Raw genomic sequence first — 13,433 nt, forward strand, 5'->3', positions numbered from 1 at the left:
TTCCAAGCATCAAATCTTCAAATTTGAAATATGAACGCAATTATAGCATTATCACTCTTCGGGATTACAAATCTGTTTTTAGGGTTTTTAAATAACCGTAAAATCTTGTTACCAGCAACGCTGATTTTTATCCTTATTTCCCTTGGATTAAACTTTGCTGACTGGAATCACGAGTACTATTGGTTCAACAATATGTTGAAAACCGATAATATTTCAGTCAATTTTGTTTCTATTATTCTATTGTCCACACTTTTGGTTGTTGCAATTTCTCGAAGCTTTGGAGATGATGATGAACATTCACATCCAGCAGAGTATTATGCAATCATGCTATTTTCGGCTGTGGGTGCAATTATGATGGTTACTTTTGAAAACCTGATTATGCTTTTTGTAGGATTAGAAATCCTTTCTGTTTCAATGTATGTACTTACAGGTTCTGATAAGCGTAACTTGCGTTCAAACGAAGCAGCATTAAAATACTTTTTGATGGGTTCTTTTGCTACGGGTATTTTGTTGTTTGGTGTAGCATTGGTATATGGTTCAACGGGTTCATTTAGCATTCATGGCATTGGTGCAGGAGTTAGTTTAGCCAAAGCTCAGATGGGTGGTGCTTATGGGCCTTTACTTTATGCTGGTATTATTTTAATGATGGTGGGCTTACTTTTCAAAATCTCTGCTGCACCATTTCATTTCTGGACACCAGATGTTTATGACGGAGCTCCAAGTATTTTTACCGCATTTATGTCAACAGTTGTAAAAACGGCTGGTGTAGCGGCTACTTATCGCTTATTATCTATTTCTTTCCCTGCTACTTATGGCTTATGGGGAAATCCATTAGTGTACATTGTCGGAGCAACTTTATTGATTGGAAATATTACCGCAGTTTATCAACAAAGCTTTAAAAGAATGTTGGCATACTCAAGTATTTCTCATGCAGGTTATTTATTAATTACAGTTTTAGCTAAAAGACCAGAAACTAATTCTTCAATCTTATTTTACTCTTTAGCTTATTCAATTGCTACGATTACTGCCTTTGCAGTGTTGATTGTAGTAGCGGAATCTAAATCAAAAGATGGTAAGCCTGACGAAAGTTTTGATGCAATTAATGGACTTGCCAAAAATAATCCACTCTTAGCTTTCGTTCTGACAGTATCAATGTTGTCTTTAGCAGGAATTCCATTAACAGCAGGTTTCTTTGGTAAGTTTTTTATATTCAGCGATGCCTTCTCAAATCCTTCAGTACTTTTCAAAGGACTTTTAGTGATAGCCGTGTTAATGTCGTCAGTAGGTATTTACTATTACTTTAAACCGATTATTGCGGCTTATATGAAATCAGGCAATACCGAAAAAATTGAAATTTCTCCTCTATACAAGTTCACATTAATTGTTACAACGGCTTTAACCATTCTTTTAGGCGTTGCACCAGATTTAATTAAAAATATCTTTTAATCTTGTCGCATTCTAAATTACTTAATAAAAAAGATTTAATCGTTTACTTTTTAGTAGCAGGAACGGGTGTTATCGTTCAATTACTATGCAGTAGTCTATTACAAGCTTGGTTTTTGATGACTTACGAAGCAAGTATTACTCCTTCGTACTTCATCTCCTTGATTGTCGGGTTTATCCTCACAAAGCTTTTTGCTTTCAATGCCCGACAATCAAGTCAAACCCGCCGAGAAATGGTAAAATTTCTCATGGTAGCAACTTTCTCCGGAGGAGTCACTTGGTTTTTTGCTACCTATTCTTACAAAATCTCCAACCATTATTTCAAAGTATTTCATTTTCTCATTCCTTTCTCAACTAAAGTAATCAATGTCAATCAATTAACTTGTCATTTGATTGGTAACGCTTTTAGTTTTATCTCCAATTACACATTGCATAAAACTTTTACTTTTAAGAATACAGGTTTTTATGTGCGATTGAAAAAGTTGATGAAGTGAATAATTGTATTATTTTAATAAATAATTTTATTTTTAGTTGATTTTAAATTGCTTGAATTTATAAAATCTTATTAAAAATTAAAGAAATTTAGGTTTTGAATTGTATTATTTCGCTAAATAATGCACAAAAACAAAGAATTTCAGCCAATTATTAAGAAATACTTAAAATTTATTTGCAAATACTTGCATGAAATAAAAGTTGTACATAAATTTGTATCAAACAAACCCCAATCACAACGAAATGAAGAAATTTTTTGCATTCGCTTTAGTAGCTGGTATGATTTCATTAGCTGCTTGTTCAGAAAAGAAAGCTGAAACTACTACAACTGACACTGTAGCTGTTGATACTACTGCTGCTGTTGATACTGCTGCTGCTGTTGATACTGCTGCTGCTGATACTTCAGCTGCTAAGTAATTATCAGTTTCCTTCTGGAAAAGAAAAAGCCTTAACTTAGTTAAGGCTTTTTTATTGCCTCGTTAATTTCAATATAGAAGTCAACGAGGTTTTTTTGTATATTAATGAAATGAAAAAAGACGTAGAAATTTTTCAACAATACTTTCCTGCTTCCACTGTTGATTATTGTTGGGAATTGTGGGATAAGTACCGCTTCAATTTTAAGATTACTCGTTCCAGACAGTCTAAATTGGGCGATTATTCTTATAGAAAAGACAGAGGGCATAAAATAACCGTTAATGGTGACTTGAATCCCTATGCTTTTTTGGTGACTTATATTCATGAAGTGGCTCATTTAGCCACTTTCAAACAGTTTGGAAATAAGCCTCAACCACATGGAAAAGAATGGAAAAAGTATTTTCGTGAGTTGTTTCTCCCTCTGCTGACAGAAGAAGTTTTACCACTTGATATTATAAAACCTTTGGCGACTTATTTGCAAAACCCATCTGCAACCACTCAAAGCAATTCAGCTTTGGTAAAAGCATTAAGAAATTTTGATGAGCAAAATGAAGATGAAAAAATTGTACTGGCACATCTCGAAGCTGGAGCAATTTTTGAATTAAATGGCAGACATTTTGAAAAAGGAGAATTACGGCGTACTCGATATTTATGTACTGATAAAACCAATGGAAAACGATACGTAGTTTCAGCGATTGCAATGGTGAAAAAAGTATAATTTTTTGAGGTAGTACTCGTTTAAAACATTGAAAATAAGTATCGCTTTGAAAAAAATAGTACAAAATAGTTTCATTCTTTTACTCTTAATACTCAATCTTCAAAATGGGTATGCACAGAATTCAGTTTTAGCGAAAGGAAACTGGATTAAAATTGGACTTCTCAATACAGGTGTTTATCGCTTGGATGCAGCTTTTCTTCAAAAAAATGGCTTTGATTTATCTACTATCAATCCACAAAATATCAAACTTTACGGAAACGGTGGGACAATGTTGCCACAGAGTAATCGGACGAGTCGCCCGAATGATTTAATCGAAAATCGTATTTTTATTGAAGGTGAAAATGATGGGAAATTTGATAGTCAAGACTATATTTTGTTTTATGGACAAAGCTCTCACGCTATTAATTTGGATTCAACCAATCGTACTTTTAAGCATCAAGTAAACTTATATTCAGATACTACTTTTTACTTTTTGACGCTTGCTGATACTAAAGGTTTACGAGTACAAAACCAAGCCTCCTTGAATGCTACACAAAATATTTCAGTTTATGACGATTATGTTTTTCATGAAGTTGACCAAAAAAATATTTTAGCTCAAGCTCCCTTTGCAGGCTCTGGAAGAGAATGGTTTGGCGAAGAGTTTGCCAGTAGCAAAACACAAGATTTTACTTTTGATTTGCCTGGTATTGTAGCTAATACTTCCATAAAATTTAGGTGTTCGCTGGCAGCAGCAGCGTATGGACAGACGGCAATGCTTTTGAAAGCCAATGAACAAAGTTTGGGAAGTATTCCGCTTACGGCTATCAGTACCGACCGCTACGATTATAAAGGAACTTTGGCAAGCCAAAGTTTTGACATCAGTTCCAACAATTTTGTCAATACTTCATCCGTAAAAGTATCATTAACTTACGATTTGAAATCACTTACTTATGGAAGTTCCTATTTGAATTTTTTAAGTATTCAGGCCAAAAGAACACTGAAATTATACAATCAGCAAAGTTCTTTTCGCTCAATCGAAAGCTTAAATTTTCCTTCAGTCAATTTTGTACTTGAAAAACCAAACGTTGATTTTCGTATTTGGGATATTTCAAATCCACAAGAGCCTTTGAATCAAACTTATTCGACTCAAAATCAGCAAGTTGTTTTTGGCGTCGCTTCAAAAACACTCAAAGAGTTTATTATTTTTTCAAATCAAGATTTTTTAGTCCCTGTTTCGACTCATAAAGTCAATAATCAAAATCTTCATAATGTAGAAGTACCTGATTTGGTGATAGTGAGTGCTTCAAAGCTAAAAAGTGAAGCGGAGCGTTTGGCAAATTTTAGAAAGATTAATGACCAACTGTCGGTTTTAGTAGTTTCGCCAGAAGAAATTTATAATGAATTTGCTTCTGGAAGACAAGATGTGTCGGCGATTAGAGATTTTATGAAATACTTGTATCAGAAAAATCCACAAAAAATTAAGTACTTACTTTTGTTCGGAGACGCATCTTTTGATTATAAAAAAAGAATTACCGTAATAGGAGATGAGATAAAGTCAATTTATATTCCAACTTATGAAAGTCGTGAGTCGCTTCATCCAATTTTTAGTTTTTCTTCTGACGATTACTTTGGCTTTTTAGAAGAAAACGAAGGCGAATGGATAGAAAATCAAGCTGGAAATCATACTTTAGATATTGGCGTTGGACGTTTGCCAGTAAAAACGCTTGATGAAGCCCAAGTCGTTGTGGATAAGTTGTTGAATTATGGGACAAATCAAAATACTTTGGGGCAGTGGAGAAATAAAGTCACTTTTGTAGCCGACGATGGCGATGCAAATATTCATCAGCAAGATGCAGATGCTTTTGCAACGATGGTTAATGCAAGTTTTCCTGCTTATCAAACAGATAAGGTTTATTTGGATGCTTATCCATTAATTTCCTTGCCAGAAGGGCAACGTTCACCTTTGGCAAATTCGGCTTTAAATCAAGCATTTCAGCAAGGTTCATTGATTGTGAATTATAATGGTCACGGTGCAGAAAGTGGTTGGACAGATGAACAAATCTTGACCTTGCAAGACATTGAAAATTGGACAAACTTTAATAATCTTCCTTTAATGCTTACGGCTACTTGTCAGTTTGGGCGATTCGATGACCCCAACCAAGTATCTGGTGCAGAATTATCAATTTTGAATCCGAACGGAGGAGCAATCGCTTTATTAACCACCGCTCGACCAGTGTATCAGAATACCAATTATTTCATCAATCAAGCTTTTTATGAAGCCGTTTTTAAACCTATTAATGGAAAAATGCCACGTTTGGGAGAAGTAATGATTCAGACCAAAAACAACAGTTTACAAGGAGTTTTAAATCGGAATTTTTCCTTGTTGGGCGACCCTTCAATGACACTCGCTTATCCAAATTATGAAGCAGTTGTGGTAAAAATGAATGGGAAAGAGCCATTCGATACTCTGAAAGCACAAAGTACAGTAAAATTGGAAGGCGAAATTCGGTATTTTCAGACCAATAATAAAATGAGTACTTTCAATGGAAAAGCTTTAATAAAGGTGTATGATAAAGAAAAGTTACTCTCTACGAAAGGAAACAAAGGAGCAAAGTTTACCTATGAAGCCTACGAAAATCTGCTTTTTAAAGGAGAAGTAAGTGTGCAAAATGGCAGTTTTACTTGTACATTAGTTGTTCCGAAAGATATAAATTATCAGTTTGGTAAAGGTAAAATCATGATTTATGCCCAAAGTACTGATGCTACAAGTGATGCACTTGGAGTGTTGATGCCAGTGGTGGGCGGAGCAGCAAATGTGGTACAAGTAGATAATACGCCGCCTGCCGTACAAGTTTTTATGGATAATGAAAACTTTGTAGGGGGGGGGAGTACCAATAGTAATCCTTTGTTTATAGCCAATGTTTCAGACGAAAATGGTATCAATTTAGCAACGGACGGTTTAGGACATGAATTAATGCTGACCCTCGACGATACACTGAAAGTAAATATGAATCAATATTTTATCTATCAAAAAGACAGTTATCAAAAAGGACAAATCAAGTACTCATTTCAGAATTTATCCGAAGGACCACACAGAGTCAAGCTAAAAGTTTGGGACACAAACAATAATGCAACTGAGGTTTCGTTAGGCTTTAATGTAAATTCAGAGAATGAACAAAAACTTGAAAATGTAGTTTGTTACCCAAATCCATTTAGTAGCAAAACAACATTTAGTTTTGAACACAGTCAAGTTGGCGATGATTTTGTGGTAAACATTGAGGTTTTTGATAGCTTTGGTCGTTTAGTAAAACAAATTGAAGAGAATTTTTACCAAGTAAATTCACCATTTAATAAAATATCATGGAATCTTGAAGAAGATTCTATTTCTAAAGTAACAACTGGTAATTACTTTTATCGTATTTTTGTAAAGTCACTCAAAACAACTTATCAAGCGAGTGGTAGCGGCAAACTTATCTACGTTAAATAGTCGTAACCAGATAAATTTTGTAAAAAGGTTTATTCGCTATTTTCAATATGCCTCATTCCAAAAAAATTAACTTTAAAAACAATGATTAAAGAAAATATCAATGCTCTCCGAACGTGCTTGTTGTTGGGATTTACCTTATCAGCAATTGGTGCATCAGCACAAGTACAATTAAGCCAAAGTGCCAGAACGCCATCGCCTGCAATGAAATCTTTGATTGTAACACCTGATGCTCGTTCTGCTGCCATGGGAGATGCAGGAGTAGCCCTTTCACCACTGGATGGAGATGCGAATAGTATTTTTTGGAACCCAGGTAAAATTCCTTTCTCAGGAAAAGATGTAGCCGTTGCTGTTTCTTATACACCGTGGTTGCGTCAATTAGTGAGTGATATGGCCTTGTTGAACGGAAGTTTCTACAAAAAAATCAATGCAACTCAAGCAATTGGTGCTTCCATTCACTACTTCGACCAAGGGATTTTCCAAGCTACTGACGAAAAAGGTAATACCCTCGGTAATTTTAATTCTAAAGAATACGCAGTATCACTTTCATATTCTCGTAAATTATCAGAAAAATTAGGACTTGGGGTGAACTTGAAATACATTAATTCTTCTTTGTTACCAAGTAATATTAGTAGCTTCCAAGCTCAAGAAGAATCAACCGTTGCAGCCGATATAGGTTTATTCCATACTTCAAAAAGAGACAAACCTTGGAATTATAACTGGGGTGTAATGATTCAGAATATTTCTGGACGTGTTTCTTATGGCGGCGGTGCTTCTAACTTTATTCCAACAAATCTAAAAGTTGGTTTTGCAGCTATCAATACAATCGACGAGCATAATAAATTAACACTTACAGCTGATTTAAATAAATTGATGACTCCAACGCCAAAATTAGTAAATGGTGTTTTATATGAGCCAACCAGTGCTATTAGCGGTATTTTAGGTTCATTCTCTGATGCTCCAGATGGTTTTAGCGAAGAATTAAAAGAAGTAAATGTATCATTGGGAGCTGAGTATTTATACAATGATTTGTTTGCTCTTCGTGGCGGTTACTTTTATGAAAATGGCTTCAAAGGCGACCGTAAATATTTTACAGCAGGTTTTGGCGTAAAAATTGAGAAAAAATACGGTTTAGATTTTGCTTACTTAGTTCCAGTTTCTGGTGGAAGTGCCTTAGCACAAACAATTAGACTTTCGTTACACGCTAATTTCAATACAGGTCGTAAAGAGACTTCAGATAATTAATTGAAATTAACGTTTTGTAGGATATATTTGCAAAGTGGCATCTCTCAGGAGATGTCATTTTTTTTAGCCAATACTGAAAAGAATTCAAGAAAAGATGATTTTAGATAGAGTCAAAAGCCCCGATTTCCAAACGATTAAATCTGTCAATATTCCAAGAATTGAAAGCCTTACTTTCGCAAATGGTACTCCCATTCACTACATCAGCGTAGGCGAACAGCCTGTAATGAAATTAGAAATCAGTTTTGAGGCAGGAAATTGGTTTGAAACACAAAATGGTGTTTCGCTTTTTGTCGCTAAAATGCTTGGAGAAGGAACAAGCAAACACTCTGCCGCAGAAATTAATGCTTTTTTTGACCAATACGGAGCTTTTATTGAGTTTGGTCACGGACTTGATAGAGCCAACATGACGGTTTATGGACTGACAAAGTACTTGGGAAATCTTTTACCAATGGTTTATGAGATTTTACACGATGCCATTTTTCCAGAAAAAGAATTAGCGGTTTTTAAAAATATTCAGCTTCAAACTTTACAAGTAAATACAGAGAAGTCGTCGTTTGTTGCCAATAAAGTTTTTAGAAAAAAAGCTTTTGGAGATACTCATCCTTACGGAAATTCATTAGATGAGGCATCTATCCAGCAAATTGAACGTGAACATTTACAAGCCTTTTATCAATCTTTTTGGTACAATAAAAAAGCAAAAATATTTTTGTCAGGAAAAATTACTGAGCATGAAGTACGCTTGGTAGAAGAGTATTTTGGTAAAAATGTTATTACTGAAGCCCAAGAACATGAAGTAAGTATTGTAAAGCAATCAGAGCGTCAAGAGCCGATATTGATTGAAAAAACTTCGGCAATGCAGTCTTCAATTAGAATGGGAAAACAATTGATGACTCGTAAGCATCCTGATTATTTCAATATGTTGGTCTTAAATGAAACCTTAGGCGGTTACTTTGGGTCGAGGCTGATGAAAAATATCAGAGAAGAAAAAGGACTTACTTATGGCATTTCCTCTAATGTTTCTCCTTTCAGTCGCTCAGGATATTTTGTGATTGGAACAGATGTGAAGCGTGAATTTACTCAGCAAACCATTGACGAAATCCACAAGGAAATACAAAGGCTTCAAAATGAGCTTATTCAGCCCGATGAGTTGGAAGTAGTGAAAAATTACATGATTGGGTCTTTTGCTGGTTCGTTGAATACGCCATTTGATATTGCAGACCGCTATAAAGTTATCTTCTCTGAAAACCTTCCCGAAAGTTTTTATGATAATTATATTGCTAATTTACAGGCAGTAACGAGTGAAATGGTTTTAGAAACAGCCAATAAGTATTTAGCCATAGACACATTGGTTGAAGTAGTGGTTGGAGGAAAATAATTTGGGAAACTCGCTTTGTAGAGTTGGATTTTTTTATTAAATTATAGCATTAAATAACTAAAGCTTAATACTATGAAAAAAGTTTCCAATCTTATCTACCACAAAGGAAATACCGTAACGGTGATTGATGCGTCAAAAACTGTTTTTGAAGCACTGATGATTATGTCTGAGAAAAACATCGGAGCATTGGTAGTTTACGACCACGACCAATTCGTTGGAATTCTGACCGAAAGAGACTATGCTCAGAAGGTAATCGTAAAGGGTAAGCACTCTAACGATACTTTAGTTTCTGACATTATGGAATCGGAATACGCCTCAGTGAAATTCGATGATTCGATTGAACGCTGTATGGAAATTATGTCCGAACGCCATATTCGCTACTTGCCCGTCATTGCCGATAACCATGTTGTTGGTATTGTGTCGATGGGTGACGTAGTTCGATACATTATTGAAGACCAAAAAGCAACGATTAGTCACTTGCAAAATTTTATATCAGGAGGAGTAATGTAAGAATGATGAATTATGAGTGAGGCGTTTTGAATGTAAAATTTGATATTCAATGTCTTAACTCAAGTTCCAGAGTTGTTTTTACTTAAAAGCTGAAAATACAAAAGCTTAGTGAAACTTTGGTTTCACTAAGCTTTTGTATTTTATCAATCTGAAGAATTGCTTATATATCGAATCCTGCTAAATCTTTAAATTCGTTGATACGAGCTGAAAGTTCTTCATCGCTCAAGCCAATCAAGCGTTCAGTTCCGAATTTTTCAACACAGAAAGAAGCCATCGCTGAACCATGAACAATTGCTCTTTTCATGTTCTCGAAACTGATGTCGTCAGTTTTTGCTAAATAACCAATAAAGCCACCCACAAAAGTATCACCCGCACCCGTTGGGTCGAATACTTCTTCTAATACCAAAGCTGGACAGAAGAAAAGCTTGTCGCCTTGGAACAACAATGCACCATGTTCACCTTTTTTAATAATTAAGGTTTTTGGCCCCATTGCCATAATGGTTTTTGCAGCTGTTCTGAGTGAATAATCGCCTGAAAGCTGGCGAGCCTCTTCGTCATTTACACAAAGTACATCTACCATGGTAAGTACTTTTTTCAAATCGTCCAAAGCAATATCCATCCAGAAATTCATGGTATCCATGGCTATCAACTTAGGGCGTTTTGCCAAACGTTCAATGACAGAAATCTGAACAGAAGGTGTTAAATTCCCCAACATTAAGTATTCACAGTCTTGATATTCGCTTGGAATGATAGGGTCGAAGTTTGCCAATACGTTCAATTCTGTCACTAAAGTATCACGAGAATTCATGTTGTTGTGATAACGACCCGACCAAAAGAATGATTTTTCACCTTTTTTAATTTGAAGTCCAGTTGTATCAACACCTTTGTTTTCAAGAAGTTGGATATATTCTTGAGGGAAATCTTCGCCAACAACCGCTACGAGGTTCACAGGTGTTTTGAAGTAAGAGGCAGATAAAGAAATGTATGTTCCTGCACCACCGATAATTTTGTCTGTTTTGCCGTAGGGCGTTTCGAGTGCATCAAAAGCTACCGAACCAATTGCTAATAAACTCATTTAGAATATTTTAGATATTATTGATAATAATCGTGCAATTTACAAATTTTAAAGCGTTTAGTGTAAGTGGAATTTATAAAATTGAAAAATGCTTGCTAAAAAGCTTTTTGTAAAAGATGAAAGAAATTGTAAACTATCTTGTATCTTAAAGCATCTATTTCTACGTTGAATCTACCAATGCAGGAAAAAGTATTAGTAAAAAATCAACATTAAATTTTTAAATTTGTAAGATTCTTAACAAACAATTATTCATTATTAAATAGCCAAAGAGCTTCTGAATTTGAGTACCCGTTACTTAAATAAAAACCTCTGATAAATTCTTATTGAAATTTTACTCATGATTCAACTTCAAACTGGTAAATATAAACAAGCGATTACTCGCCTTTGGAAACTTGCAATTACAGGCTTTATTACTTTTATCATCTACATAGTGGCTGTTCAGTACAATTTCTTGTGGCTTTTTGGTGGAATGCCCAGCCTTCAAGAATTGGAAAATCCTAAAAGCCAAGTAGCTTCGGTACTGATTTCAGAAGATGGTGTAGAGTTAGGGAAATACTTTCGTGAAAACCGTTCGCCTGTTGAGTACGAAGAACTTTCACCCAATATTATCAACGCTTTGATTTCAACCGAAGATGCTCGTTTTACACAGCATTCGGGTATCGACCTTAGAAGTACTTTTCGTGTAATCACACATTTAGGAAGAGCAGGTGGAGGAAGTACGCTTTCACAACAGTTGGCTAAAAACCTTTTTGATACTCGTAGATTAGACCCTACCGAAGAAGGCCCAAGCTACAAAGGCTTGTTAGCGAAGATTCCTATCGTAAGAACAGTAATTGCTAAAACAAAAGAATGGATTTTGGCTATTCGTTTAGAAAGTAGATATACCAAGCAAGAAATCTTGAAAATGTACCTCAACGAAGTAGAGTTTGGGAACAATGCTTATGGTATAAGAGTAGCCTGTAAAACCTATTTTGGCAAGGACGTAAATAATGTTACGGTGAAAGAAGCGGCAACTTTGGTTGGAATGCTTCAGAATCCTTCGATGTACGACCCTCGTCGTCATCCTGAAAAATGTATAATGCGTAGAAATGTCGTTTTTAGTCAAATGTACAAGTACGGACATTTGACCGAAGAGGATTTTAATTTTTTAAAAGAAAGACCATTAGGTTTGAGCTTTAAAGTAGAAAACCAAAATACTGGAGACGCTCCCTATTTCAGAGAAGCCTTAAAAAAGCAATTACAGGAAATTATTGCAGATATAAATTCAACACGTGACGATGAAGACAAACTGAATTTATACACCAGTGGTCTGAAAATCCATACAACCATCGACTCAAGAATACAGGCTTATGCACAATCGTCTTTGGATGAACACATGAGAGCCGAACAAAAATTGTTTTATGGACATTGGAAAGGAAGAAATCCGTGGGTTGATGAAAAAATGCACGAAATCAAAGGATTTTTGAAAAATGCCATGAAGCGTACTCAACGATATAAATCTTTGATGGAAGAATTTGACGGAGATGAAGAAGAAGTATGGAAAGTATTGAAGACACCAGTGAAAATGACTGTTTTTTCATGGGAAGGCGAGAAAGACACCACACTGTCGCCTTTAGATTCTTTAAATTATTATAAAAGAATATTGAATTGCGGTTTTATGGCAATGAATCCCAACGATGGTCATGTAAAAGCCTGGGTAGGAGGTATCAATTTTAAATACTTCAAATTCGACCACGTTCGACAAAGTAAGCGTCAGCCCGGTTCAACATTCAAGCCATTTGTTTATGCTACGGCACTTGAAAATGATGCTGTAAATTTATGTGAAAGCGTAGTAGATGAACCAGTAACTTTTGGGCGTGAAGATAATTTAGATAGCCCATGGACTCCCCAAAACTCAACAGGTAGTTACTCTTATGCAAGCATGACTTTACGCCACGCTATGGGTTTATCCATCAACTCCATTTCTGCTAAACTAATGAAAATGTTAGGCCCACGCAAAGTAGCAGAGTTTGCCAATAGAGTCGGAATCCAAAGTACTTTAATGGAAACACCAGCCCTTTGCTTGGGAGCAAGCGAAGTATCTGTATATGAGCAAGTGGCAGCGTATTGTACTTTTATGAATCAAGGATATAGAATTGAACCAATAATGATTCTGAGCATTGAAGACAAAAATGGAAATGAGTTAAGACGTTTTGAAACTACTACTAAACAAGTAATCAGTGCAGACCTTGCTTATAAAATGACTTATATGTTGAAAGGTGCAGTGCAAGAATCAGGAGGAACGGCACAGGGTTTGAATCGTTACAATTGTGCTAAAGGAAATGACATCGGTGCAAAAACAGGTACTACTTCAAATTACTCTGATGGTTGGTTTATGGGCGTAACACAAAATTTAGTTGCTGGCGTATGGGTTGGTGGCGACGACAGAAGTATTCACTTCCGAAGTTTAGCTTTAGGTCAGGGAGCGAAAATGGCAATGCCGGCTTACGCAAATTTCATGGATAAAGTATATCAAGATAAGTCGCTGGCAATGGCTGGTTTCAAAAAAGAACCTTTTAAAAAACCAGATGGAGCAGATTTAGGCTGTAATACTTATACCGTTGATTCCACACAAGTACAATTACCAACAGCTCGCCCTAAAGAGGAGGAAGGGTTTTTGAAATAAACAGAAATGTATTTCAGGAATGTTTGTCCATCA

General features: G+C 35.5%; 10 protein-coding genes. 9 read left to right on the top strand and 1 reads right to left on the bottom strand.

All coding sequences use genetic code 11. From position 1 onward, the window contains the following. The first annotated feature begins 30 nt into the window (after positions 1–30). From VB248_RS00810 to VB248_RS00845, 8 genes are all read left to right on the top strand, one after another. On the top strand, positions 31–1,446 hold the full coding sequence (locus tag VB248_RS00810; RefSeq protein WP_323294828.1) for an NADH-quinone oxidoreductase subunit N: 1,416 nt from the start codon (positions 31–33) through the stop codon (positions 1,444–1,446). 2 nt (positions 1,447–1,448) lie between these two features. Next, positions 1,449–1,937: a GtrA family protein gene (locus VB248_RS00815; RefSeq protein ID WP_323294829.1), complete on the top strand. Its 489-nt coding sequence runs from the start codon at positions 1,449–1,451 to the stop codon at positions 1,935–1,937. 241 nt (positions 1,938–2,178) lie between these two features. Further along, a complete protein-coding gene (locus tag VB248_RS00820) occupies positions 2,179–2,352 on the top strand; it encodes a PG1828 family lipoprotein (protein WP_323294830.1) in 174 nt (57 codons plus the stop codon). Positions 2,353–2,461: 109 nt separating this feature from the next. Further along, positions 2,462–3,067 (top strand): SprT-like domain-containing protein, encoded by a 606-nt coding sequence (locus VB248_RS00825; protein ID WP_323294831.1) that lies wholly within the window; start codon positions 2,462–2,464, stop codon positions 3,065–3,067. A gap of 28 nt (positions 3,068–3,095) precedes the next feature. Beyond that, positions 3,096–6,533 (top strand): type IX secretion system sortase PorU, encoded by a 3,438-nt coding sequence (porU, locus tag VB248_RS00830; protein ID WP_323294832.1) that lies wholly within the window; start codon positions 3,096–3,098, stop codon positions 6,531–6,533. A gap of 81 nt (positions 6,534–6,614) precedes the next feature. Continuing rightward, positions 6,615–7,775: a type IX secretion system outer membrane channel protein PorV gene (gene porV, locus VB248_RS00835; RefSeq protein WP_323294833.1), complete on the top strand. Its 1,161-nt coding sequence runs from the start codon at positions 6,615–6,617 to the stop codon at positions 7,773–7,775. Between the two features lie 94 nt (positions 7,776–7,869). Continuing rightward, entirely contained in the window at positions 7,870–9,150 is a 1,281-nt protein-coding gene (locus VB248_RS00840; protein WP_323294834.1) for a M16 family metallopeptidase, read from the top strand. Positions 9,151–9,222: 72 nt separating this feature from the next. Beyond that, positions 9,223–9,660 carry a CBS domain-containing protein gene (locus VB248_RS00845; protein ID WP_323294835.1) on the top strand — a complete coding sequence of 146 codons (438 nt, stop codon included), beginning with the start codon at positions 9,223–9,225 and terminating at the stop codon, positions 9,658–9,660. 160 nt (positions 9,661–9,820) lie between these two features. Here VB248_RS00845 and VB248_RS00850 read toward each other — a convergent pair whose 3' ends face one another. Further along, the gene (locus VB248_RS00850; RefSeq protein WP_323294836.1) at positions 9,821–10,735 is read right to left on the bottom strand and encodes a PfkB family carbohydrate kinase; all 915 of its coding nucleotides are present in this window, start codon (positions 10,733–10,735) and stop codon (positions 9,821–9,823) included. Positions 10,736–11,072: 337 nt separating this feature from the next. Between VB248_RS00850 and VB248_RS00855 the strand changes: the two genes are divergently transcribed. Beyond that, the gene (locus tag VB248_RS00855) at positions 11,073–13,400 is read left to right on the top strand and encodes a penicillin-binding protein 1A (protein ID WP_323294837.1); all 2,328 of its coding nucleotides are present in this window, start codon (positions 11,073–11,075) and stop codon (positions 13,398–13,400) included. Positions 13,401–13,433 lie beyond the last annotated feature (33 nt).

This window comes from Arcicella rigui, assembly GCF_034929435.1.
In the GTDB taxonomy this organism is placed as follows: Bacteria; Bacteroidota; Bacteroidia; order Cytophagales; family Spirosomataceae; genus Arcicella; species Arcicella rigui.

Coding starts and splice junctions, on each gene's coding strand:
- VB248_RS00850 (WP_323294836.1), bottom strand. CDS start 10,735: ATGAGTTTATTAGCAATTGGTTCGGTAGCTTTTGATGCACTCGAAACG.
- VB248_RS00820 (WP_323294830.1), top strand. CDS start 2,179: ATGAAGAAATTTTTTGCATTCGCTTTAGTAGCTGGTATGATTTCATTA.
- porV (WP_323294833.1), top strand. CDS start 6,615: ATGATTAAAGAAAATATCAATGCTCTCCGAACGTGCTTGTTGTTGGGA.
- VB248_RS00840 (WP_323294834.1), top strand. CDS start 7,870: ATGATTTTAGATAGAGTCAAAAGCCCCGATTTCCAAACGATTAAATCT.
- VB248_RS00810 (WP_323294828.1), top strand. CDS start 31: ATGAACGCAATTATAGCATTATCACTCTTCGGGATTACAAATCTGTTT.
- VB248_RS00845 (WP_323294835.1), top strand. CDS start 9,223: ATGAAAAAAGTTTCCAATCTTATCTACCACAAAGGAAATACCGTAACG.
- VB248_RS00825 (WP_323294831.1), top strand. CDS start 2,462: ATGAAAAAAGACGTAGAAATTTTTCAACAATACTTTCCTGCTTCCACT.
- VB248_RS00855 (WP_323294837.1), top strand. CDS start 11,073: ATGATTCAACTTCAAACTGGTAAATATAAACAAGCGATTACTCGCCTT.